At 68.5% G+C, this 24,382-nt stretch carries 18 protein-coding genes; 6 read left to right on the top strand and 12 right to left on the bottom strand.

Annotated elements, in window-relative coordinates:
• Window positions 1-120: 120 nt before the first annotated feature.
• Both ACIA8G_RS16175 and ACIA8G_RS16170 read right to left on the bottom strand, forming a co-directional pair.
• Window positions 121-1,011, bottom strand: a complete 891-nt coding sequence (locus ACIA8G_RS16175; protein ID WP_396419254.1) for a helix-turn-helix domain-containing protein — start codon at window positions 1,009-1,011, stop codon at window positions 121-123.
• Window positions 1,012-1,070: 59 nt separating this feature from the next.
• Complete coding sequence (locus tag ACIA8G_RS16170; RefSeq protein ID WP_396419253.1) at window positions 1,071-1,886, bottom strand: oxidoreductase; 816 nt, start codon at window positions 1,884-1,886, stop codon at window positions 1,071-1,073.
• Window positions 1,887-2,000: 114 nt separating this feature from the next.
• On the opposite strand from ACIA8G_RS16170, the gene ACIA8G_RS16165 reads away from it, so the two are divergent.
• Window positions 2,001-2,528, top strand: coding sequence for a TetR family transcriptional regulator (locus tag ACIA8G_RS16165; RefSeq protein WP_396419252.1), 528 nt, complete (start codon window positions 2,001-2,003; stop codon window positions 2,526-2,528).
• A gap of 31 nt (window positions 2,529-2,559) precedes the next feature.
• Here ACIA8G_RS16165 and cobF read toward each other — a convergent pair whose 3' ends face one another.
• The 9 genes from cobF to ACIA8G_RS16120 all read right to left on the bottom strand — a co-directional run bounded on the left by cobF (window position 2,560) and on the right by ACIA8G_RS16120 (window position 15,209).
• On the bottom strand, window positions 2,560-3,303 hold the full coding sequence (gene cobF / locus ACIA8G_RS16160; RefSeq protein ID WP_396419251.1) for a precorrin-6A synthase (deacetylating): 744 nt from the start codon (window positions 3,301-3,303) through the stop codon (window positions 2,560-2,562).
• 13 nt (window positions 3,304-3,316) lie between these two features.
• Complete coding sequence (locus ACIA8G_RS16155; RefSeq protein ID WP_396419250.1) at window positions 3,317-4,480, bottom strand: MFS transporter; 1,164 nt, start codon at window positions 4,478-4,480, stop codon at window positions 3,317-3,319.
• Window positions 4,474-5,697 (bottom strand): phenylacetate--CoA ligase family protein, encoded by a 1,224-nt coding sequence (locus tag ACIA8G_RS16150; RefSeq protein WP_396419249.1) that lies wholly within the window; start codon window positions 5,695-5,697, stop codon window positions 4,474-4,476. The genes ACIA8G_RS16155 and ACIA8G_RS16150 overlap by 7 nt, the downstream gene beginning before the upstream one ends.
• Before the next feature lie 2 nt (window positions 5,698-5,699).
• Window positions 5,700-8,180: an acyl-CoA reductase gene (locus ACIA8G_RS16145; RefSeq protein WP_396419248.1), complete on the bottom strand. Its 2,481-nt coding sequence runs from the start codon at window positions 8,178-8,180 to the stop codon at window positions 5,700-5,702.
• Window positions 8,177-9,316 carry a hypothetical protein gene (locus ACIA8G_RS16140; protein ID WP_396419247.1) on the bottom strand — a complete coding sequence of 380 codons (1,140 nt, stop codon included), beginning with the start codon at window positions 9,314-9,316 and terminating at the stop codon, window positions 8,177-8,179. Before ACIA8G_RS16140 ends, ACIA8G_RS16145 begins: the two co-directional genes overlap by 4 nt.
• A complete protein-coding gene (locus ACIA8G_RS16135; RefSeq protein ID WP_396419246.1) occupies window positions 9,313-10,440 on the bottom strand; it encodes a GNAT family N-acetyltransferase in 1,128 nt (375 codons plus the stop codon). The genes ACIA8G_RS16140 and ACIA8G_RS16135 overlap by 4 nt, the downstream gene beginning before the upstream one ends.
• A 507-nt stretch (window positions 10,441-10,947) precedes the next feature.
• The gene (locus ACIA8G_RS16130) at window positions 10,948-11,583 is read right to left on the bottom strand and encodes a peptidylprolyl isomerase (RefSeq protein WP_396419245.1); all 636 of its coding nucleotides are present in this window, start codon (window positions 11,581-11,583) and stop codon (window positions 10,948-10,950) included.
• Between the two features lie 26 nt (window positions 11,584-11,609).
• Window positions 11,610-12,272 carry a DUF2306 domain-containing protein gene (locus ACIA8G_RS16125; protein ID WP_396419244.1) on the bottom strand — a complete coding sequence of 221 codons (663 nt, stop codon included), beginning with the start codon at window positions 12,270-12,272 and terminating at the stop codon, window positions 11,610-11,612.
• 258 nt (window positions 12,273-12,530) lie between these two features.
• Window positions 12,531-15,209 (bottom strand): BTAD domain-containing putative transcriptional regulator, encoded by a 2,679-nt coding sequence (locus ACIA8G_RS16120; RefSeq protein WP_396419243.1) that lies wholly within the window; start codon window positions 15,207-15,209, stop codon window positions 12,531-12,533.
• Window positions 15,210-15,289: 80 nt separating this feature from the next.
• Between ACIA8G_RS16120 and ACIA8G_RS16115 the strand changes: the two genes are divergently transcribed.
• The 5 genes from ACIA8G_RS16115 to ACIA8G_RS16095 all read left to right on the top strand — a co-directional run bounded on the left by ACIA8G_RS16115 (window position 15,290) and on the right by ACIA8G_RS16095 (window position 23,381).
• Window positions 15,290-15,745, top strand: coding sequence for a (2Fe-2S)-binding protein (locus tag ACIA8G_RS16115; protein ID WP_396419669.1), 456 nt, complete (start codon window positions 15,290-15,292; stop codon window positions 15,743-15,745).
• On the top strand, window positions 15,742-17,571 hold the full coding sequence (locus tag ACIA8G_RS16110; RefSeq protein ID WP_396419242.1) for a molybdopterin cofactor-binding domain-containing protein: 1,830 nt from the start codon (window positions 15,742-15,744) through the stop codon (window positions 17,569-17,571). The genes ACIA8G_RS16115 and ACIA8G_RS16110 overlap by 4 nt, the downstream gene beginning before the upstream one ends.
• A gap of 106 nt (window positions 17,572-17,677) precedes the next feature.
• Window positions 17,678-19,807 (top strand): diguanylate cyclase, encoded by a 2,130-nt coding sequence (locus ACIA8G_RS16105; protein WP_396419241.1) that lies wholly within the window; start codon window positions 17,678-17,680, stop codon window positions 19,805-19,807.
• Window positions 19,808-19,834: 27 nt separating this feature from the next.
• A complete protein-coding gene (locus ACIA8G_RS16100; protein WP_396419240.1) occupies window positions 19,835-21,808 on the top strand; it encodes an amino acid transporter in 1,974 nt (657 codons plus the stop codon).
• A 46-nt stretch (window positions 21,809-21,854) separates the two neighbouring features.
• Complete coding sequence (locus ACIA8G_RS16095) at window positions 21,855-23,381, top strand: tannase/feruloyl esterase family alpha/beta hydrolase (protein WP_396419239.1); 1,527 nt, start codon at window positions 21,855-21,857, stop codon at window positions 23,379-23,381.
• Here the strand turns inward: ACIA8G_RS16095 and pip are convergent.
• A complete protein-coding gene (gene pip, locus ACIA8G_RS16090; RefSeq protein ID WP_396419238.1) occupies window positions 23,378-24,325 on the bottom strand; it encodes a prolyl aminopeptidase in 948 nt (315 codons plus the stop codon). The genes ACIA8G_RS16095 and pip overlap by 4 nt on opposite strands.
• Between the last annotated feature and the right edge of the window lie 57 nt (window positions 24,326-24,382).

The following is a 24,382-nucleotide window of genomic DNA, read 5'->3' as shown; positions in this document are numbered from 1 at the left end:
GGAAGGGGTTTTCCCTCGTTTGACACTCGCGAGGGGTGGCAGAAAGTCGCCATGTCTGAAAACTGTCACGAAAGGTGTTCACAGAGTGATGAACAACCCTCATGTACTGACGCTGGGTGACTAGAGCCACCCGCGCCGTGACGCCTGCACGCCGAGTTGGAACCGCGTCTGCGCGCCCAGCAACTGCTGCAACCGGCTCACTCGTCGGTGCACCGTCCGCTCGCTGACACCGAGCTCGCGCGCGATCGACTCGTCCGTCAGACCGGCACTGAGCAGCGCCATCAGCCGCCGGGTCGCGGTGGTCGGCTCTTCCTGGGTGTCTTCCTGGCTGCCAGGAGTGATCGACACGGCCATCCGCCAGAACGCCTCGAACAGCTCGACGAGAGCGCTCAGTAGCACGGACGGGTGAATGAGAAGTGCCACGACGTTCCCGCCGGTGACCGTCGGCACCGCGATCAACGCCCGGTCCGAGTCGGCGATCACGAGCTTGAGCGGCACGCCAGGAAACGCCCGTGCCTGCTCGCCCGCGGCGATGCTTCCCTGCACCGACGCGTACCCCAGTTCCGTCTGCAGGAGTGAGGAGTCGTAGACCACCCGGTAGGCGACGCCGCGGGCCAGCGCCGGAGGCTGTGCGGGACTCGCCTCCGGCTGCGGGCTCAGGTACGAACCGGGATCCAGCGCCCGGATCTCCGTCTTGGCCTGGCTCTGCATCTCCTCGAACGCGCTGATCACCTCGCCCGCGTCCTTGAGGACCTCGACGAAGTCGACCTCGGTCGCGCCGCGCTCGGCATAGGCGGCGGCCAGCACCTCGGCGGTCTCCCTGGCCCGGATGGCCGCGGCCTCGTGGCTCAGCGCGATCGCTGCCAGCGCCGACCTCGGCGGGCGCACCTCGTCGTTGCGCAGCAGTCCGAGCCGTTCGAGTTCCTCGTGCACCGCACTGGGCTCGCTCGTCTTGCCGCGCAACATTTCCAGGTACAGCTGCTCGGCTTCCTGCGACAGCCCCTCGTGCACACGACTCCCCTCGGTGGTTCTGAACCGAAGGTACCTGCTCAGACCAGGTCGTTCAGGCGCTAGGCGAAGCGCCGCATCGCCCCGAGGAACATCGCGTCGAAGGCCCGGTCGGACAACACCTTGCGCGCGAACAGAATCGGCCGCGCACCGAACCCGGCGGCGTACCGCGTGCGCGGCCGGCGGGCCTGTGCCGCCTTGACGATGACGTCCGCGATGACCTTCGGTTCCGAGCCGCGATCGGCCTGCGAGAACAGCCCGGACAGCTGCTTGACCTGACCCGCGTAGGCACCGCCGCCCGACGTCTTCTGCATGTTCTCGACGGCGATCCCGCCCCATTCGGTCTTGATCCCGCCGGGCTGGATCACCACCACGTCGATCCCGAACGGCTTCAGCTCCAGCCGCAACGAGTCGCTCAACCCCTCCACGGCGAACTTCGTCGAGTGGTACCAGGCCCCGAGCGGCTCGTAGATGCGCCCGCCGATCGACGACACGTTCACGATCCGGCCGCTCCCGGCCTCGCGCATGTGCGGCGACACGAGCTGAACCAGCCGCGCCAGCCCGAACACGTTGACCTCGAACTGGTACCGCGCCTCGTCCAGCGGCACGTCCTCGACCGCGCCGTACGACCCGTACCCGGCGTTGTTCACGAGCACGTCGATCCGCCCGGTCTCGGCGATGATCTTCTTGATGCCCTCGACCATCGACTCGTCCTGGGTGACGTCCATCTCGAGCACCCGGACGCCCTGCGCGGCCAGGCCCTCCATCCGCTGCACCCGGCGCGCCGCCGCGTAGACCGTGTATCCCGCCTTCTGCAGCTCCAGCGCCGTCGACTCACCGATCCCCGACGAGGCACCCGTGACCAGTGCGACCTTCATGGCTCCCGCTCCTAACTAACTGGTTGGTTGCTTAGTCTCAGGCAACCACGCCTGCGGCCGCGTGTCAACCAACTAGTTGGTTGCTTCTACCAACCGGTTGGTTAGAATGGGGGTGTGGTGAGGGACAAGGAAGCGACCAAGGCGAAACTGCTGGAAGCGGCGCTGGAGGAGTTCTCCCAGCACGGCATCGCCGGTGCCAGGGTCGATCGCATCGCGGCCAAGGCCGGCTGCAACAAGGCGATGATCTACGCCTACTTCGGCAGCAAGGAAGGGTTGTTCGACGAGCTGCTGAGGATCCAGATCGACCGCGTGATCGCGGCCGTCCCCATCACTCCGGAGGACCTGCCGGGCTACGCGGGTCGCCTGTTCGACTTCTACCTGGAGCAGCCGCAGTTGCTGCGGCTCGCGGCCTACCACCGGCTGGAGAACGGCTTCGACGCCATCCCGAAGGCGGAGGAAGAGGCATACCGGCACAAGGTGGAGGCCGTCGCGAAGGCGCAGCTGGACGGCAAGATCTCCGCGGCCTTCGATGCCTCGAGCCTGCTGGATCTGGTCGTGCACATGTCGATCCTGGCGTTCAGCACGCCGAACGCGAACCGGGCACTCGTCGAGCAGTCGGTCCGCCGGCTCGTCGCCGAATAGGCCGAAAAGGCCGAAAGGCCGAAAAGCAGGCTCAGGTCCTGCGCAGCAGGTAGGTGTCCATGATCCAGCCCTTGCGCGCGCGAGCCTCATCACGCAACGCCCGGATCCGCGGCGCCACGTCACCGACCCGCCCGGACACCAGGATCTCGTCCGGCATCCCCAGATAGGCGCCCCAGTAGATCCACGTGTCGGGGTCAACGCCCTCGAACGAGTACTTCGCGTCCAGCATCACGGCCACGTCGTCCACGTCCGCGGGCCACGCGGCGGCCAGCCGGCGACCGGTCGTGATCTGCACGGGCTTGCCGACCTGGTTCAGCGAGACGCGGTGGCCTGCGGTCAGCGCGGCCACCGAGGTCACACCGGGGATCACGGAGACCTCGAACTCCGCACCGCGGCCCAGCAGGTCGTCGAGGATCGCCAGCGTCGAGTCGTACAACGAAGGGTCGCCCCACACCAGGAACGCCCCGACCTCGTCGGCACCCAGCTGCGAAAGCAGCTCCTGGCACACGTCCGCGCGGGCCCGGCGCCAGTCGTCGACCGCGCCGACGTAGTCGGTGGCCGTGCGGTCACGCTCCGGGTCGCGGCCTTCCAGCACGCGGTACGGGCCCGTCACATGAGCAGCCAGGATCGACTGCCGCAGGTCGACCAGCTCCTGCTTGACGGAACCCTTGTCCAGCACGAAGAACACGTCGACCGTCTGCAACGCCTTGACGGCCTGCAGCGTCAGGTGGTCGGGGTTGCCCGCGCCGATACCGATGACCAGGATCTTTCGCACCCGGACACACTAACTACACGGGCACGGGCTCTCGAACGCGCGCCAGCACGGCGCCCAACGCGAGCAGGCCGACACCCTGCGCCACGACCAGCACCTGGGCACCGAGCAGGTCGCCGAACACGCCGAAGCTGAGGAACGCCACCGGGTAGGTGAAGCTCAGCACCGCCGTCAGCGCCGCGAAGAAGCGGCCCTTCGACGCAGCCGGAACGATCTGCTGGAACAGCGTCATGAACTTGACGTTGCACACGCCGAGGCAGAACCCGCTCAACGCCAAGGCGACCACGTAGATCGGCAGCGACACCACGACACCGGGCACGGCGAGGAAGACGCCGAACAGCGCCACGCACACCGCACCGAACGAGGTCACCGAACCCCGCACCGGAATCCGCGGCGCCAGCAACGCACCGGCGATCAACCCGAGCCACACCGCCGACTCCAGCAGCGCCAACGCTCCGGCGCCCGCGCCCAGCACGGACTTCGTGTACAGCGGCAGCACCAGCACGGTCGGCGTCGAGAAGAAGTTGACGCCCGCGAAGACCAGCAACACCGGCTTCACGCCCGGCAACGTGCCGAGGAACGCCCACGTGCCGCGCTCGCCGGACGCGGCCCCGGGAGCCGGGGCGAACCGGGCCAGCAGCAGGCACGCGACCGAGATCAGGTACGTCGCCGCGTTGACCGCGATCGCACCCTGGAACCCGACCGATGCGAGGAGAACCGCACCGAAGGCGGCGCCGGCGAAGTTCGCGACGGGCTGCGTCGACGAGCCGTAGCCGACCGCTCGCGGCACGTCCGCGGCGGGAACCAGCTCCGGCAACGCCTTCATCAGGGTCGGGTCGAAGAACGCCTGGCACGTCGCCAGCACCAGCCCGACGACGTAGACGCTCCACACTGGAGGGTTGCCGAGCAGCAGCAACGAGGAGGCCGCGAGGAACGCGACCGCCTCGGCCCGCAGCATCACGGTCCGCGACGGCACCCGCGAGATGACCCGCCCGATGTAGCCGACCAGCGTCAGCGACGGCAGCACGCCGACCACGAGGAACGCGCCGGCGGCCAGCCCGCGGGAGGACGGGGGCATCTGTTCGAGCAGCCACCACAGCAGGGCGATCTGGTAGAGCCGGGTACCGCCCTGGCTCAGCACCTGGCCGAGCCACACCAGCCGGAAGTCGCGGGTCAGCACGGGCGTTCGTCGATCAGCCGGACGGTCTTCCCGCTGCGGGGATTGACCTCCAGCGCCGAGACCCACTCCACCTCGAGCGGAGCGACCGTGCCGCGCCCGACCTGCAGCTCGAACCGCGGGCTGATCACGTAGACCTCGGCGCGCACAGCCTCGACCAGGTCCTGAGGAGCTCCGGCCACCCGCAGCACGAGCTGATCCCGCGCGTCCACGCGCCGAATCACGATCTGCACGCCGGTGTGCGCGACGCCGGCCTTGTCGACGGCGGCACGGAGGTGATCGAGGTGCAACGTCACGGGACCGACCCGCGCACCCTCGTCCGCCCGCCCGAGGAGCCGGAAGACGCCTTCGTTCACGTCCACCCACTCGGCCATGTCACCGACCGGGTACCGGATCATCGGTTGCAAGCGCCGCGTCAGGTCCGTCTGCAGCAATCGGCCGGGCCGGCCGGGCGCGGTGATCACCTCGCCGGTCTCGACGTCGACGATCTCCAGCACCGAACTGTCCACAAAGGAGCGGAAGACGCGTGGGTCCTCCGTGCCGAGGACCGCCGTGCCGATGATCCCGCCGTCCACGCTGCCGTAGACGAACGACCGGAACTCGGCGTTGGGGAACGCCGACGACAGCAACGCGCGCTGGTCGTCGTACAACGCCTCACCGCTGAACAGGATCAGCCGCACCAGGGGCAGCGAGCCGGCCTCGGCGACGACGTGCTTGGCCAGCCGGCACAACGTCGTCGGGAAGCCGGCGACGACGGACGCGTCGAAGTCCTGCATCGTGGTCAGCGTGAACTCGACCGGAGCGCTGCCGGTGATCGGCAGCTGCACCAGGTCGATCGGCGAGCTCTGCAGCGCGTTCAACGCGAAGATGAAGCTGGAGTACAGCTCGCCGGCCGCGAACAGGTTCGCGACCCGGTCGCCGTGCCGCAACCCGGTCGCGGGCAGCGTTTCCGCGTACGTGCGGCACATCGCGTCCCATTCCTCGTTGGTGTAGAAGGACACCCGAGGAGCCTTGGTCGTGCCGCCGGTCTTGAAGATCAGGCCGTCGGTGTGCGTGCGGGTCAGCACCTGGTTGTTCCGGATGGTGTTCGCGGCCCAGAACGCGGCCTGGTCGATCACCGGCAGGTCGGCCAGCGTGGCCGAGGAGTCGATGCCGCCGTACAGGTCCTTGTAGAACGGAGAGTGCGAGCGGGCGTAACAGATGAGGTCGAGTACGGACATCGTCACACGCTCCTGCTGCTGCGCTGGTCGACGACGCCGATCAGCTTGCCGCTGCTGCGGGTTCGCTGGAAGTCCGCGAGCGGCGCGTTCTCCACGCGCACGGTCAGCAGCTTGTCCTGCTCCACCGCCTCGGCAACCTCGGCGTACTTGGACAACAACGTGATCTCGGTGGCGGCGGTCTCCGGCGCACGACCGTCTTCCAGGCGCACCACCAGTTCCTCGCCGGTGGAGTCCTCGTTCAGCTCGATCTGCAACGCGCCCGAGTAGCTGTACTCGTCCTCGAGGATCGTGAGGAACCTCCGGTAGTTCAACGTCTGCGCGGCCGCGCGGAAGACGTCACCGGTGCGTCCGAGCAGCTCGAACCGCGGCGTGCGGCGACCGCACTCGCAGTCACCGGGGACCCACCGGCCGAGGTCGCCGATCTCGTAGCGCTCCAGGCGCTGGCCACGCCGCGTGTGCGTGGTGAAGACGAGCCGTCCGGGATCCCCGGCGGCGACCGCGGTGTCCGACTCGGGGTCGAGGATCTCCAGCGTGTGCAGCCCGGTGAACAGGTGGTGCACCTTGCCGCTGGACGCCTGGCACTGGTAGCCGACCGGGCCCGCGTCCACGGTGGCGTAGGCGGCGGAACGGATGATCTCGATGCCGAACTCCTCGCGCAGCCGGGCGATGGCCTGCGCGCCGAAGTGCTCACCCGCGTAGAAGATCTTGCGGATGCCGCCGTACTCCTTGAGCTGCTCGCCGTGCTCGGCGAACAGGCGCTGCACGAACGACGGCGCGGTGAGCAGCGTGTCGACGCGGTTGTCCACGATGGCCTGCGCGATCGAGTCGAGCTGGCCCCACTCGCCGCCCATCGGGAACTGCACGGCGTTCATCCGCTCCAGCGCGGAGAAGAAGCTGACGAAGCTCGCGTACATGTGCCCGTTGAAGAACAGGTTCATGATCCGGTCGTGCCGCGGGTCGAGTCCGGTGGCCAGCAACGCCTCGGCGCCGACCCACATCTGCTCGTCCCAGTCCGCCCACGTGTACGCGGACAGCTTCGGTGCGCCGGAGCTGCCGCCGCTGCGGAAGTAGACGTCCGCCGGCCGGTCCTGCAGCGACTCGAAGTCCGCCTTCTCCGTCACCGCGACGGAAGGCACCGGCAGCTGGTTCGACTCGGCGAGCTCGTCCAGCGAGGCGTCCGTGACGAACCGGTCGTCGAGCTGCACCGACACGCGGTTGCTGTAGCGCTGCAACGCGTACACGCCGTCGTGCGGTTCGCCGCTGTAGCCGCCGAGCATCGAACCGGGCGTGGTGACCCGCTGGGCGCCGACCGACACGAACGCCCGCGCCAGCAGCGCGGTGTCCGGGCGCCCGGCCGCGAGGCCGACGGTCTGCAGGTAACGGCGCATCGGCCGCAGCACGGCGGTGATCTCCTTGCGGGGCAGCGGCTTCACCCACACCGACCGGTACAGCGGCGAGGTGCGCAGCGCGGACCGCACGTCCGCCATCACCCGCCAGTGCTCACCGGTGTGCACCTTCGTGAGCCCGAGGTGCTCCTCCAGCTGGGCGACGACCACGGTGTTCGTGATCTCGGCCCACTCCGCCTGCGAGGGTTCGCGGGTCGGCGGGCCGGTCAGCTCCAGCACGGCGGAGAAGCGCTCGGCGAACGCGAACACCTCCGCAGGGTCCTCGGTGTCGAGGTAGATCACCTGCGGGCTGGAGCAGGCCTGCTGCTCCAGCTGGCACACGTCCGCCGCCACCGCGTGCAGAGCGTCCACATCGGACCACGTGTCGCGGGTCAGGTAGGCGAACGACAGCTTCGGGCCCCAGTCGATCACCCGCGTGCCGGGCCGGACCAGCTCGGTGACGCCGGTGATGGCCTCCTCGCCGCCCCAGACCGCGACGGCGTCGGCCGCGCCGAGCATGCGCGTCATCCAGTCGGTCTGCGAGGACGAGAAGTGCAGCACGATCAGCCGCGCGGCGATCTGGCCGGTGGTGTCCAGCGCGGCCAGCGCGGCGAGCACCTCGGCGGTGAAGCCGGGGTCGTCCGACGCGACCTTGACCACGTTGAGGTTGCCGGAAAGCAGGCCCTCGACGGCGCTCAGCACACCCGCGGCCGGCGCGTTGCCCGCCGTCACGTGGGCGAGCAGCCCGAGCGGCACCCAGGCCTCGTAGGTCGGCGTGCGGAAGTCGAAGCGGACCAGCCGCGCCGGGTCGAGGCTGCCGAGCTCGCGCTGGAGCTTGCGCTCGAGCTCGGGACGGCTCATCGCGTGCTGCAACGCGTCGAGCGTCTCCTCGATCTCCAGCTCGTCGAGACCCCACGACACCAGAGCCGCGCGGTGCTGGTCCAGCTGCCCGACCAGCTTCTCGGCGGCGGCGAGCACCACCAGCGGGCTCAGCCGCGGGCCGGTGATGATCTGCTGGGTGCGGTCGTCCAACGTGTCGAGCCTGCTGGTGACGGCCTCCCCGTCGACCCACTCACCCTGCCAGTAGTGCCGCTTCATGACTTGCCCTTCAGGAGCTCTGCGGCCGCGATGGCGCAGGAACGGTTGCGGGAGACGCCGGCGCGGCCGAGGATCTCGAACCACGGGGTCTCGTTGCCGCAACCGCATTCCTCAGGTGCGTGCAGTGCGGCGAGGTCACCCATCAGCACGCTCTGCGCGGGCGCGGAGGTGATGTACGGGGAAACGAACTGGATGTAGCCGGACTCGCCGTACGGCAACGGCTCCAGCGTCCGGACGTCGCGGACGATCGCCCGCGACCAGGTCGGCACGTGCAGGTTGTGGTGCGCGCACTCGACGTACGGCACGGAGTGCTCGACCGAGCCGTAGCTGTCGCGGATCCGCTCGTCCGGGATGCCGAGCATCTCGGTGACCTTGGCGCGCAGCTCGGCCTTGGAGATCTGCTTGTCGGCGTTGCCCTTCCAGCCACCGCCGAACCACACCATCGAGCGCTCGTTCAACCGCACCGGCTCGATGCCCATGGCCTGCATGCGGTCGATGGTGAAGCTGAGGAACGCGGGGAACCCGAAGATCCGCACCGGCAACCCGTCCTCGGCGAACCGCTGCAACGCCCGGATGTTGCCGAACGCGTCGAACTCGTGGCCGGTGCCGGTGTGCGCGAGGCCGTAGTCCACCGACTGCACGGGCGCGAAGTCGGTCATGAACTGGCCCGTGAACGAGCTGCCCATCTTCACCGACGGAGTGGGCTGGTTCAGGTTGAGCAGGTAGTGCACGGGCTCGGAGTCGTCGATGAACCCGTTGTGGTCGTAGATCCGCGCGACCATCCGCTGACCGGCGCGCAACGTCCAGGCGTCCCAGAACATCTGCGACTTCTGCCCGGTCGTGCCGGACGAGGTGGCGTGCACGACGACCTCGTCGCGCGGCACCGACAGCACCTCGTGCATCTTGAAGAAGTTCGCGTGCACGAACGGCTGCTCGGTGATGTCCTTGATGGGCTTGCCGTTCCACAGGCTGCGGAAGAAGTCGTTGCGCTGGGCGTGCCAGCGGTTCGACTCGTTCATCGCTTCGAGGAACAGGGCGTCGTCGCTGTGGTCGTACGGCGCCGCGATGTCGCACAATGCCTGAACGGCCTGAAGGCTCGAATCGGGCACCGTTGCCGGTCCGAGGTGCGGGTTCATGCGCGAAAAACTCCGTTTGTGTTGAGGAACTTCTGCGTCCACAGCTCGATGTACTGCTCGGTGAAGGGCCGGAACGCCTCGTCGATGGTGAGCCCGCGGAAATCGGGCGGCTGCGGCGTGTGCACCATGACCACGTAGTCGTGGTAGTGGTCGCCGTCCCTGCGCATCGCCGGGTAAAGCGCGACGGGCAGGAAACCGAACGCCAGCAGCGCGCTCAGCTCTTCGAACTCGTGCAGTGGCACCAGCGTCTCGACGTGCGGCGCGCCCATGGCGGCGAGCGTGTCGATCACCCCGCCGAGGTGCGGCACGACGGCCATGGCGCTGGGGGTGCTGCCGAAGATCGTGCAGTAGCCGTCGTGCCGGTTGAGGTGGCCGTAGATCTGGTAGTCGCCGTCCTCGTCGGCCAGCAGCACGTTCGGCTTGTGCATCGGGTAGAACCGGCGCGCCGGGTCGTTGATCGTCCGCTCGAAGTGCCGCTGCACGAACTGAGGCGCGTCGATGACCTCCAGGCTCGACGGCTCGACGGCCGGGAAGTCGGTGTCCCGCACGAACTCCGGCAGCACCGGCAGCCCGATCGTCCGGTGGGCGGCCATGATGAGCTTCTCCAGGCTGGCAGGCACCTTGTGCACCTCGGCCCGGTTGTCGAGCACGCCGTCGCGGTGCTTGGCCAGCAACGCCATCGTCTCGCGCTTGGCGTGCTTGAAGAGGTTCGGCACGAGACCCAGCGGGTGGAATCCGTTGCGCAGGCACACCCGTTGCGGCGCGATGTGCACAGTGCGGGCCGTGCCGTAGACCGAGTCGATCTTGCCGCTCGCGAGCATGTGGTCGGTGATCTGGCCGACCGCGTGGTGCGCGATGCCGCCGCCCTGCGCGGCGGGGTCGACGACCAGGCCGGCGATCTTGCCCATCCTGTCCTGCGCCTCGACGTGCCCGGTGATGGAGGCGACGACCCGGCCGTTCTGACGCCACACCAGCCACGTGGTGTGCTCGGCCTCGATCTCGGCGGCCATGACCTCGGGGTCGGTGCCCATCGCGATCGGGTAGTTCGCTCCGTGCGCCCGCCGGTACACCTTCAGAAGATCATCGATGTCGTCGAGTTGAGCCGGCTCGAACTCGGGTGCCACCACCTCTGTGCCTCCTCGTATCAACGGAGCCCGTTCGGGCGCGCGCGAAATGTGTCGATGCATGGAGCTGGCGGGCGCCCTGACCGACTTGTTGCTAATGCGGGGGGTTGACCTATTACCAAGGCTACTGGCTGGTACAACCGCCGTTCAGGTGAGAGAAGCGCTAGAGCAGCGCAATTGATTCCGGGGGGCGAGGGGGATCACACGTAATATCAAGTCCGCCTTAATCTCAAATGGTCCCGTTGCCCCTTCCGGGTGAGTACCTACTGGTTGAAGCTTTGATCACCGGTGTGAGCGAGGTCGCTTTCCCGGGTTTGTGACTTTCGCTCACATGTCAACATTCGTCGTTCTCGTCGCGCTATTCCCGTGCCAACTCAAGCAGCGCGGCCGCGTGGCCGGGGACTTGTCCACGTATTCCTCGGCGATGCCGACGATCCGCCACCGAGCAGAACGCAGCGCACGTGCCGGTGGCACGTGCGCTGCGTCGTCGGGAGGGTCTGGCGGCGCTCAGTGCGCCAGGACGTGCAGGATCCTGACCGGCTTCTTGGGTGCGCCGTCGAGCAGGCCGTCCGGCTGCGGCACGATGCCGGCCGCGACGATCCGGTCGAGCGTGTCCATGCCGTGGGTGACGTGGCCGATCACCGTGTAGACCGGCTTGATGTTGGCGAACGAGTGCACGATGAAGAACTCGCTGCCGTTGGTGCCGGGTCCCTGGTTGCCGTACGCGATGGTGCCGCGCGGGTAGGTCTCCTTGCCGGTCACCTCGTCGGCGAACCGGTAGCCGGGACCGCCTTCCTCCGCGCGGTAGATGTCACCGCACTGCAGCACGCCGAGCCGCGCGGTGTTGGTGAGTCGCCAGCACTGCGTCAGCGTGTAGAACCAGTTCCGCGCCAGGTGCGCGAAGTTCTCGACGCCGCACGGCGCGTTGGCGCGGTCGAGCTTCGCGATCACCACGCCGTAGTTCGTCACGATCTTGACCGTGACCGTGCCCTTCGCGGGCACCACCGACGGCGGCGGCCCGACCGGACGGGCGGCCGGGTTCTCCGGCGTCGGGATGAACTCGCACTTCGCGGTCGGCGGCGCCGCCTGAGCGGTGGCGGGCGCCAGCACGACCATCATCAACACAGCGAGCAGTAGCCTCATGACTGCCGACCGTAGCCGCCACGACGTCAGACGGGAACGGTTTCACGCTGTTCAACCGGCGTGCGGCGGCCGGCGGGCTTGCGCTCCAGCCACCACTGCGAGATCAGCAACGGCACCGTCCAGCCGAGCCACGTCGCGATCCCGGCGATCGCGTGCGGCAGCTCCGCCTCCGGAATCCGATCGGCCAGCGCCAGGAACGCCACCACACCCCAGATCCGGTTGGTGATGATCGAGATGGTCAGCGTGAAGCTGCGGATCATCCACTTCCGGTGATCGCGGAACTGCCGCCGCCTCGCCGCCCGCCACGCCAGCCACGTGAACGTCAGCCACAGCACCGCGAGCAGCACGTTGCTGACCATCGCGACCGGCCCGAACGGCGCGCTCACCCCGATCGCCAGGCCGGACAGGCCCGCCGGCAGCACGCCGCCCCACACGTAGACCCGGCCGATGCGCCGGTGCCACGCGGGGAAGCGGCCGCGGAACCACGGCCAGATCTGCACCACGCTCGCCAGGATCGCGACCGTCGCGAACACGACGTGCATCACCAGCAGGGGGTAGTGCGGCCCCCAGTCCGACTGCACGCGTGCCTGCAACCGATCACCGGTCAGGTAGGGCGGCAGCGAGAACGCCACGAACGCCACCACCACGAAGGCCAGCGGGCCCACCCAAGGCTTCCGAATCCACGTCATGCGAGCACGATCACCTGCGGCGCTGACCGATCGCGCACCGCTGGCTGACGTGGCCTTCTGACACCCCGCTGACAGCCGACCGGCAGGAGCTGTCAGGTCGCTGTGAGCGCAGATCAGCAGTGTCAGCGCCATGAAGTCGAACTGCTCCGCCGGCGTCCACCGCACTGCCCGCCTCGCGTCGAGCGACTGCTGAGGGGGCGCGCCATGACCGGCTACATCACCGACTGACCTTCCTCGTACGCAAGCCGACAGCGCTGATCAGCCGACAACGCTGTCCAAGAGATTGTCCCTGCGCAGACCGGGTGTGCCGAGCAGTTCGGCCGCCCGGTCCGCGTGCTCCTCCCGGCCTGCCCTCGCGAGCACCCGGTGAGCGACGCCCTCGCCGTAACGGTCACCGCGCGCACTCGTGATCTGCAGGCAGCGCTCGGCGTCCGCCGCGGCCGCATCGGGTTTTCCTTGAGCCAGCAACACTTCCGCGCGGCACAGCAGGGCCTGCCACTCGTCGTTGTGCTCGCCCGTCGCCCGGCACAGCTCGATGCACTCGTCCAGCGCGGCCTTCGCCTCGTCCAGCCGGCCGAGCTTGAAGAGCGCCTGTCCCTGCGACGCCAGCGCGTACGCCGTTCCCGCGGCGTCCTGGTGTGCGTGGGCGAGGCTCTCGGTGGCGGCTTCGAGCGCCTGTTCGTAACGTCCGGCGACCTGGTGCACGTGGGCCAGGGCGGACAGCGGAACCCGTTGTGCGCCAGCAGGTCCGTGCTCGGTCGTCAGCTTGATCGCCTGGGTGAGCGTGTCCTGTGCCCCGTCGAGCTCGCCCAGCTCGCGCTGGATCGTGCCGATGCCGGTGAGTGCGCGGCCCTGCCCGAACGGGTCGTCGGCGCGTGCCTCCAGCACCTCTTCCAGCTGGGCGCGTGCGGTGTCGAACGCACCGATCCTGCGGTTGGCCGCCGACTGGACCAGGAGCGCGGTCTGCAACGCCTGCGAGGTGCCGATGGTCCGCGCGGCCTGGGCGGCGATGTGGCCCAGCTCGATCAGGTCGGCCACTCTGTCCTGTTTGAACAGATGCGGGTACAGCATGTGCGCGATCGCCAGCGCATGCTCGGCCAGTGCCGGTTCGCTCGTCGTGGATCGCGCTGCCGCCAGCAGGTTCTCGGCCTCGTCGGTCAGCCACCGCAGCGGTTCGTCGATGTCCTGCGGGGACGCGGAGTTCGTGAGTGCGCCGTACGCGTGCGGGCGCAGCTTCTTGAGCGCTGCGGTCAACGTCTCGCGGTAGTGCGTGAGCGCGCGGGTGAGGGCGGCGTGCTTCTCGTGGTTGTCGTGCTCGGCACCGAACAGGCGCAGGAGGTCGTGCACCCGGTACCGCTCCGGTCCGCACGGTTCCACGAGTTTGGCGTCCACCAACGGGTCCAGCGCGCGGTCGACGTCGTCCTGGCCGAGCAGCGCCTGCGCGGCCGACTCGCTGACGGTGGGCACGTTGAGGCTGCACAGCAGGGTGAACGCCCTGGTCGAGCTGTCGCTCAGGCCCTCGAAGCTCAGCTGGAAGCTCGACCTCACCCCGAGATCGTCGAAGCGCAGCTCGTCGAGCCGGTGGCGCTGGTCGGCGAGCCGCTTCGCCAGCGTCGCGGTCGTCCAGTCCGGCCGCGAGCGCAGCCGCGCGGCCGCGATCGTGAGGGCGAGCGGCAGGTAGTCGCAGGCCTTCGCGACCTGCCTGGCCGCCCCAGAGTCGTCACAGGCGTCGTCGTCCAGCAGCTTGATCGCGTCCTGCTCCGGCAACGGGTCGAGCGCGATGTGCCTGGCGCCGAGCGTCGCCAGCATGCGGCGGCTGGTGATCAGCACGGCCGAGCCGGATTCGCCCGGCAGCAGCGGGCCGACCTGGGCCGCGTCCACCGCGTTGTCCAGCAGGATCAGGACTTTGCGCCGGGCGAGCGCCGACCGGTAGAGCGCCGCGGCCTCCGACACGTCCGTCGGCACGGCGAGCGGTGGCGTGCCGAGCGCCCGCAGGAACCTCCTGATGACCTCGGCGGGGGAGAGCGGCGAGCGGCCCGGCGTGGCGCCGTGCAGGTCGGCGTACAGCTGGCCGTCCGGGAAGCGGGCGGCCAATGCGTGCGCCGCCGTGGTGGCGAGAGCGCTCTTGCCCTGCCCGCCCGGCCCGTGCACGGCGATCACCGTCTCGTCGCTGCCGGTGATCAGCTCGAGTTCGGCGCGGCGCCCGACGAACGGGTCCGGCGCCTTCGGCAGCTCGCGGGGGACGGTGGGGAGGTCGCCCTGCAGGATCGCCGCGTGCAGCTCCTGGAGCTCCGGCCCGGGATCGAGCCCGAGCTCGTCGGCGAGGAGCCGCCGGCCGTCGTCGTACGTCCTGAGCGCGTCGGCCTGCCGCCCGCCGCGGTGCAGCGCGACCATGAGCGCGCCGCGCAGCCGTTCCCTGGTCGGGTGTTCGTCGACGTACCCGGTCAGCTCGCCGATCACCTCGAGGTGGCGGCCGGCCTTGATCGCCTTGTCGATCCGTCGCTCGATCGCCGCGAGCCGCTCCTCTTCGAGCTGGTTCGCGAGCTGGGTGTTCGTGGTCAGCTCGGCCAGCGCCGGGCCGCGCCAGTGGCGCAGTGCCTCGTCCGGATCCTCGGTGTCCCGGAAGAGCTGCAGGTCGAGCGAGCCCGGCGGGATGTCCAGCCGGTAGCCCTGCCGCGACCACTCCAGGTGCACCCCGGGCAGGTCCTTGAGGGCTCTCCTGAGCTGCGAGACGTGCACCTGCACGGCCTTGCGCGAACTGGGCGGCGGGTCGCCGTCCCACAAGATCGACATCAGGTGGTCGACGCTCACCGTCTGCCCGGCGTGCAGGAGCAGCAGCACCAGGACCTGACGGGGCTGACCTGCGGGGATGCGTACGTCCCGCTGCTCGTGGGTGACGAGCAGCGGCCCAAGCACCCCGAACCGAACGCCGTCCACGGGCCCACGATATCCCGTTGATCGCACCTGCTCGCCGCATCCACGACAGTGCTCGGGCCGCTACGCTCGGTGACGTGACGATGTACCGGCTGCACATCAACGGAGAGATCCACGACGTCGAGGCAGAACCGGAAACGCCTCTGCTGTGGGTGCTTCGCGACCACCTGGGCCTGACCGGCACCAAGTACGGCTGCGGGGTCGGGGCCTGCGGGGCGTGCACGTCCATAGTGGACGGCCAGGCGTTCCGGCCCTGCGAGCACGCCGTGGCGGACATGCGGGAACAGGACGTCCAGACCATCGACGGCATCACCGGCCACCCGGTGCAGCAGGCGTGGCTCGACGAGGACGTCGCGCAGTGCGGGTACTGCCAGCCAGGCCAGATCATGGCGACCATCGCGCTGCTGGCCAAGCACCCAGAACCGACCGATGAGGACATCGACGAGGCGTTGCGGGACAACGTCTGCCGGTGCGGCACCTATCCGCGGATCCGCAGGGCCATCAAGAGGGCCGCCGAACGAATGCGAGCCGAAGCGTGAACCCGTTCGTCCGCGTCGAACCCGGATCCGGCCGCATCACGGTCACCGTGCCGGTTCCCGACACCGGCCAGGGCGTGCGCACCGCGGTCGCCATGATGGTCGCCGAAGAGCTGAAGGTCCCGGTCGACGCTCTGGAGATCGAGCAGGCCGAAGGCGATCCGGAGACCTACGGCCGGCAGATCTCGGCCAACTCCAACACGATGCAGTCGATCCACGAGCCGATCCGCACCGCCGCGGCCACCGTCCGCCACCTGCTGGTCAAGGCCGCGGCGATGCGCTGGCAGACCGATGAGGACGAGTGCCGCGCGGACAACGGCTTCGTCCACTGCGGACAGCGCACGCTGAGCTATGCCGAACTCGCCGAGGAGGCCGCGACCCTCACGCCGACCGACGTGCGGCTGACCCCGCGGCACGAGTGGAAGACGCTCGGCAATCCCGATGTCAAACGGGTCGACCGGGCCGCGCTCGTCACCGGGAAGGCCGCGTTCGGCGTGGACCAGCGGGCCGACCTGGTCGCGGTGATCGCCAGGCCACCGTGGATCGGCGCCATCCCAACGGGTTTCGACGCCGCCGAGGTGCGCAATGCCGAGGTGGTCCCGCTCGCGAACGGATTCGCGCTGGTCGCGAAAGACACGTACACCGCGATCAAAGCCAGGGACGACCTCGAAACGTTCTGGGAGGGCGGCACGCCGGAAGCGGACAGCGACCGGTGGATGGAGGACCTCGAAGCCGCACTGCCGAAAGGAAAGAAGCCGAAGGCCGGATTCGTGGAGAAGTTCTACCGGCTGCCGATGCTCGCGCACGCCCCGATGGAACCGCCGACGGCAACGGCGAAAGCGGATGACGAGGAAGTCACCGTGTGGGTACCGACCCAGGCCCCCGACTGGCTGCGGAACCAGCTCGAAGAAGACTTCGCACGGGTGAGGGTGATCCCGACGCGGGCGGGCGGCGCGTTCGGCAGGAAGTTCGAGAACGACTTCGTGCTGGAAGCAGTCCAACTCGCACGGCACACCGGCAAGACGGTGAAAGTGCTGTGGACCAGAGATGACGACATCCGGCACGACTCGTACCGCCCGTTGTCCGTTCACCGCATACGAGCAACGGTCAACGACGAAGGTCTACCGATCTGGCGGGAGCACGCTGTTTCCACCTGGCCTCTCGCAGCGGTGGAAGCGACGAACAACCCGGCGCTCGTGAAGATGATGGGCGACCACTACCCGTACGACGTGGAGGGTGAAGTCAACGTCAAGATCTCGAAGGCGCCGATCAGAACGGGTTTCTGGCGAAGTGTCTACGCGGGCCAGTTCGGCTATGCGGAAGAGATGTTCTTGAGTGAGCTCCAAACCCCGTACGACCAGCTGGAACGCCGGCTGGAACTGCTGACTGACCAGCGGGTCAGAAAAACGCTCGAAGCGGCGGCGGAAGCGCACGACGGAGAGCCGCAAGCCGTTGCGTGTCATGAGAACTTCGGTTCGGTCGTCGCGGTGATCGCTGAAACGAGAGATGACGGCAGCACTAAAGTCACGGCGGCGGTGGACGTGGGCCAGGCGCTGCACCCCTCGGGTGTCCGCCACCAGGTCGAAGGCGCGATCATGGACGCGGTATCCACCACGAAAGGTGCGCGAATCACGGTCAAGCAGGGAAAAGTCGTGCAAAAATCGTTCGGGGACTACCCGTGGGCGAGGATCGGCGACACACCCGAGATCAACGTGGTCGTCGTGGCATCGGACGAGCCCGTGGGCGGATTGGGTGAGCTGGCATACCCGGCTGCCGCAGCGGCACTGGGATTTCTCTCGCAGAGAAAGCAGAACGGTGATTTGCGGTAGCGTCCGTATTAGTGGGTCACCTCATTGGAGTAACGGCGGTGCCGCGATCATCCCAAGTCGGGCATCATCACCTGGCTGTACCAAGTCGTAGAACGAGGGGTCTCGGGTGACCATCTTCCGTACCGGCCAGACCGGAGTGTGGTGGATGTACCTGGCGGCAGGTCACCTGCTGCTGGGTGTCTACTACCTGATTCCGGTCAGCCCTGCGGGGACAACGGGACAAACGGTACGAGTGGTGCTCTACTGCACGATCAGCGCCTCGGCCGCTGTCGCGACATTCGCCGGAGTGAAGCGCAACCGTCCGCAATGGAGACGGCCGTGGGTGTTCCTGGCGCTCAGCCAGGTCGTTTACGCGATGGCCGACCTCACGTTCTACACATCGCACTACGTCTTCAACTACACGGTTTACCCGTCGTACGCGGACATCTTCTACCTGGGCCATTACCCGTTGATGGTGGCGGGCGTGATCCTGCTGATCCGCCGCCGCACGCCAGGACTCGACCTCCCGAGCCTGCTCGACGCCGCGGTGCTCGCGGTCGTCGCGGGCATGGCCTCCTGGCTGTACGTGATCGGCCCGCAGGCGCGGCTCACGTCACCGGTTCTGGTGAAGATCGCGTCGCTCGGGTACCCGATGATGGATCTCGCGCTCTTCGTGGTGGCACTCAGATTAATCTTCGGCGCCGGACCGCGGCCGCGCGCGTTCGTCCTGCTCACGGCCAACCTGCTGGGAATCCTGGCCGCGGACACCATCTACGTGCTGCAGCGCCTCGACGGCAGCTACCACGCGGGCAACTTCCTCGACGCCATCTGGTTGTCGGCGAACCTGTGCATGGGTGCGGCAGCGCTGCACCCGACGATGGCGCGGCTCGTGGACCGCGCGCACGTCAAGGACGTCGGGCTGAGCCGCGGCCGGATCATCGCGCTGTCGTCGGCCGCTCTCGCCGCGCCGATCCTGATGCTGGTGCACGACGTGGCGGACTCGACGCAGGACATCCTGGTGGTCGCGGCGGGCAGCGGCCTGCTGTCGTTGCTGATCATCGCGCGGCTCGCCGGTCTCGTGGCGGACCAGCGCAAGCTCGCGATCACCGACAGCCTCACCGGGCTGCACACCAGGAGGTTCTTCGAAGCCCAGCTGCCGCTGGAGATCGCGCGCGCCAGACGCAGCGAGGGCTCGGTCGCGGTGTTCATCATCGACGTGGACCGCTTCAAGTCGATCAACGACAACTACGGCCACCCCGCGGGCGACGACGTGCTGATGGAGGTCGCGGCCAGGCTGCGCGCGGCGTCCAGGTCGGGTGAGGTGCTCGCGCGCTACGGCGGCGAGGAGTTCGCCCTGCTCGTCCCGGAGGCCGGTCCCGGCAGGCTGTCCGTGATCGCGAACCGGCTGCGGGAACGGGTGGCGGAGAAGCCGATCCCGGTCAACTCCGGCAACGACGACATCCCGCTGTCCGTCACGGTGTCCGTGGGGTCGGCGAGCTTCCCGACGCACGGCGACGGCCCCGACGACATCGTGGTGATCGCCGACCGCGCGCTGTACGCGGCGAAGGCGGCCGGGCGCAACCGGATCGCGGTCGGCCCTGAGCCGTTGCCCGCGGTCGACCCGGACACCGACGGCGCGATGGCGGAGTTCCTCTGCCAGGTCGCCGACCGGGTGGACGGCTGGTTGCACCGCTACGACCACAGCCGCTCGGTGTCGCGCTGGGCGGGCGTGGCCGCCGGTGAGTTCGGGCTCGACGCGCCCACGATCAGGGTCGCGCAGCTCTCCGGCCGCCTGCACGACATCGGCAAGATCATCATCCCGGAGGTCGTGCTCACCAAACCGGGTGCGCTCTCCGAGGAGGAATGGCGGCTGCTGCGCCAGCACCCGGACTTCGGCTACCGGCTCGCACGGATGGTGCCGGGGTTCGCGGGCGTGGCGCACGTGATCAAACAGCAGCACGAGCGGTACGACGGGTCCGGTTACCCGGACGGGCTGCGCGGCGCGGACATCAGGGCAGAGGCCCGAATCCTGTCCGTTTGCGTGGCCTGGGCCGCGATGCGGTCAAATCGTCCACATCAGACCGCGCTGGACGAGAACCGCGCGCGGCGCGAGCTGTGGGCGGGCCGGGGCAAGCAGTTCGACCCGGACGTCGTCGACCTGTTCCTGGATCTGCACACGCAGGGCAGCATCGGAATGCTCCGTCCGTCCGGTTTGTCCATTCAAGAGGCGGGCATGCCGGCGGACTTCCGGCCATGATCGACCGGGGATGGCATGCTCTGCGCCATGAGCACGGAGTACGCCGTCCCCGCCGAGGTGCCGAGCCCTGAACGGCCGGAACCGCCGGGCGGCCCGGTCGCCAGGTGGTTGCTCGCCGACCGGGTGGCGCCGAGCGGCCCGGAGAGCGACGAGTCGCACGCGAAGCCGCACCCGTGGTGGAAGGTCATGACGCTGACCGGCGTCGACTACTTCTCCACGCTGTCGTACCTGCCAGGCATCGCGGCACTGGCGGCAGGCGCGTTGTCGCCGCTCGCGACGTTGCTCATCGTCTTGCTGACGCTGCTCGGCATGCTGCCGATGTACCGGCGGGTGGCCAAGGAGAGCCCGAACGGCCAGGGCTCGGTCGCGATGCTCGAGGACCTGCTGCCGTTCTGGCGCGGCAAGATCTTCGTGCTGGTGCTGCTCGGGTTCGTGGCGACGTCGTGGATCATCACGATCACCTTGTCCGCGGCCGACGCCTCGGTGCACGCGCTGGAGAACCCGAACGTCCCCGAGTCGCTGCACGGCAGCGAGATGATCCTGACGATCGTGCTGCTGCTGATCCTCGGCGGCGTGTTCCTGATGGGCTTCAGCGAGGCCGTGGGCGTCGCGATCCCGCTCGTGGCGGTGTTCCTGGCGCTGAACGCGGTCGTCGCCGTGGTGGGCCTCGTGGAGGTCTTCGCCACGCCGGACGCTCTCGACCGCTGGATCTCCGCGCTGGGTTCGCACGGCGACGGGCTCTTCGGCGTGATCGGGCCGGCGATCCTCGCGTTCCCGCTGCTGGTGCTCGGTCTGTCCGGCTTCGAGACGGGCGTCAGCATGATGCCGCTGGTCGCCGCGGACGGTAAGACGCCGGAGGAGCGCCTGGAGAGCCGGGTGCGCAACACCCGCAAGCTGCTCACCACGGCCGCGTTGATCATGTCGGTGTACCTGCTGGCGACGTCGTTCATCACGACGGTGCTGGTGTCGCAGGACAAGTTCGCTGCAGGCGGCCCGGCGAACGGCCGCGCGCTGGCCTACCTCGCGCACGAGCTGCTCGGCGAGGTGTTCGGCACCGTCTACGACATCAGCAGCATCCTGATCCTGTGGTTCGCGGGTGCGTCGGCGATGGCCGGCCTGATCAACATCGTGCCGCGCTACCTGCCTTCCTACGGCATGGCACCGGAATGGGGCCGCGCGGTCCGGCCGGTCGTGATCGTCTACACGATCATCTGCATCATCATCACGATCATCTTCAAGGCCGACGTGAACGCGCAGGCCGGCGCGTACGCCACCGGAATCCTGGCGATGATGGTGTCCGGCTCGTTCGCGGTCACGGTCTCGGCGTGGCGCAAGAAGCAGCGCGGCGCGACGATCGGGTTCACCGTGCTGACGCTGGTGCTGCTGTACGCGCTGGTGGAGAACGTGATCGAGAAGCCGGACGGCATCACGATCTCGTTCGGTTTCATCATCGGCATCGTGGTGATCTCGCTGATCTCCCGCGTGTCGCGGACGACCGAACTGCGCGTGGACAAGATCCAGTTCGACGAGAACGCGCGGCAGTACATCACCGACACCATCGCGCACGACGACCGCATCACGTTGATCGCGAACCGCCGCCAGGCCGGCGACAAGGCCGAGTACGACGAGAAGGAGTCCGAGCAGCGCGGCATGAACCCGGTGCCCGGCAGCGCGGACGTGATCTTCCTGGAGATCGACATCGTCGACCCGTCGGCGTTCAGCAACGTGCTGTGCGTGCGCGGCGTCGAGGTCGACGGGCACCGGGTCCTGCGTGCCTCCGCACCCGCCGCGCCGAACGCGATCGCCGCGATCCTGCTGGCGTTGCGCGATTCCACCGGCGTGATCCCGCACGCGCACTTCGAGTGGTCGGAAGGGAATCCGCTGGGACACCTGTTCCGGTACCTGATTCTCGGCCGCGGAGATACACCTCCGGTCGTACGGGAGATCATCCGCTCGACGGAGGAAGATCCGACTCGACGCCCACGCGTGCACGTCGGATAGCTGCCAGACTTTCCCCTGTACGTCCGTCTACAGGGGGAAGGACGCCATGTTCCGCAAGTTCCTGATAGCAGGTGTTTCGCTTGCGCTGCTCACGGCGGGGATCGCTCCTGCCGTCGCCGCGAGCGACACCGTCCGGCCGGTGCGCGAGTGCGCCGACCTGGTGCGCGAATTTGCTGTGCCGGATGCGAAAACACGTGTCACGTCAGCGGTGGTCGTCGCGGGGACGACCGAGTTCTGCGACGTGCGCGGAAAGATCGAGCCGAACGTCGGGTTCCAGCTCAAGCTGCCGACCCAGACCTACCGGGGACGCTACGTCCAGTACGGATGTGGCGGATTCTGCGGGCTCATCGACGATCCGGCCTTTCCGAAGTGCGGGCCGTCCTTCGGTGACGCGGCGGTGGCGGCGACCGACGACGGGCACGAGTGGCCGAACGGGAACCCGTTCGACACCGAGTGGGCGAAGGACCAGAAGGCGCGCGACGACCTGTTCTTCCGCGCACCGCACGTGGTGTCGAAGGTGTCGAAGCACCTCATCGGCCAGTTCTACGGCAAGGGTCCGCGCAAGTCGTACTTCACCGGCTGCTCCAACGGCGGCCGCGAGGCACTGGTGCTGGCGCAGCGCTACCCGCACGACTTCGACGGCATCGTCGCGGCAGCGCCCGCGGCGCCCTACACGGGCCTGATCGGGTACCAGGTGTGGGTCACCCGCAACACGATCCCGAACGAGAAGATCGACGTCCTGCACGACGCCGTCATCGACGCGTGCGATGGCCTCGACGGGCTGGAGGACCGCCAGCTGGACGAGCCGAGGCTGTGCCGGTTCGACCCGGCGACCCTCGCCGGGCAGCTGACCGACGACGAGATCGCGCGGGTGAAACGGCTCTACGCCGGGCTGTCCGACGAACGGGTGCGCCTCTACCCAGGCGGCCAGCCGTACGGCTCGGAGCAGGGCTGGAAGTGGTGGATGAACCCGCGGCCGGAGTTCGGCGGCTCGTTGTCCGGCCAGCTCGCGGACAACGGGTTGAAGAACCTCGTCTACCCCATAGGGCAGCCGGGTTCCTCGTTGGAGACCTTCGAGTTCACCCAGCGCGAGTTCCGGCGCCTGGTACCGGAAACCGTGAAGGCGAACGCGTTGTCGCTCGACCTGCGCGAGTTCCGCCGCTCGGGCGGCAAGCTGATCATCTGGCACGGCGCGGCCGACCAGGCGATCCCGGCCGAGGGCACGCTGGACTACTGGCAGCGGCTCACCGGTGGCAGGCAACCGGACTGGGCCCGGCTGTTCATCGTGCCGTCGGTGCAGCACTGCACGGGTGGCGACACCCTGACCACGTTCGACCCGCTGCCCGAGCTCGTCTCGTGGGTCGAGGGCGGCAGGGCGCCGGAGAAGGTGATCGCCACCGGGCCGGGGCGGACGCGGCCGGTGTTCCCGTACCCGTTGCGGGCCGAGTACGACGGCTCGGGAAGCAGCAACGACGCGGCGAACTTCGTTGCCGCGCCCGGATTCGGGTTGCCCGACCGGATCCGGTGGGCCGGTGAGGACCTGTATCACCGACCCGGACCCGTTGCGCCTTAACGGAACTTGTCGACCGCAGCAGTGACAGCGTGATCCATGCTGTTGCCTTCCATGATGACGTGGCCGGCGTCGTTCAGAATCACCAGTTCGGCGTCGGGCCACCTCTTCGCCACCTCCCACGGCGTGTGCAGCGGCCCGCCGAAGTCGTTGCGGCCGTGGATGAGGATGCCGGGGATGCCCTTGAGCCTGTCCAGGTTGTCGAAGATGTAGTTCGGTTCGAGGAAGGCCTCGTTGCCCCAGTAGTGGGTCACGGTCCGCGCGAGCTGGTAGCGCATGACCGGGTCCTCGTACCGCGAGCCGGTGAAGTCGTTGTCTCCGCCGGTGACCGTGGCCATGTCCCACTTGTTCCAGTCCCACGCGGCCTTGTCGCGGACTTCGGGGTCTGGGGAGTTGAGGAGCTTGTTGTAGGCCAGGGCCAGGTTGCCGTCGCGGTCTTCCTCGGGGACGCCGTTCTGGAACGCTTCGAAGTAGTCGGGGAAGAACATGCCCAGGCCGCGGGTGATCCAGGCGTGCTCCTCCGGGCGCGAGGTGGTGACCGCCGGGATGATGATCTCGCTGACCCGGTCCGGGTGCTGGATGGCGTAGGCGAGGATCAGGGTCGAGCCCCAGGACCCGCCGATCAGCAGCCACTTCTCGATGCCGAGGTGCGCGCGCAGCTTCTCGGCGTCGTCGATCAGGTGCTGGGTGGTGTTGTGCTCCATGCTGGTGGCCGGGTCGCTGACGGGCGGCGTGCTCAGCCCGGTGCCACGCTGGTCCCAGAGCACCAGTTTCCAGTGGGCGGGGTCGAAGTCCTCGCGCCAGCGCGGGTTCGACCCCGATCCCGGGCCGCCGTGGAAGACGACCGCGGGCTTGCCGTCGGGGTTGCCGCTCACCTCCCAGTGGATGAGCTGACCGTCGCCGACGTCGAGCATGCCCTGGTCGTAGGGCTCGATCCGGGGATACATGGGCCCAGCCTATTGACGGGGCCCATCAGCCGCCTGCCAGTTTTGAAGCCCTTGTGG

The organism is Lentzea sp. NPDC051213 (genome assembly GCF_044455585.1).
Classification (GTDB): Bacteria; Actinomycetota; Actinomycetes; order Mycobacteriales; family Pseudonocardiaceae; genus Lentzea.
This window is presented reverse-complemented; position numbering and strand designations above follow the sequence as displayed.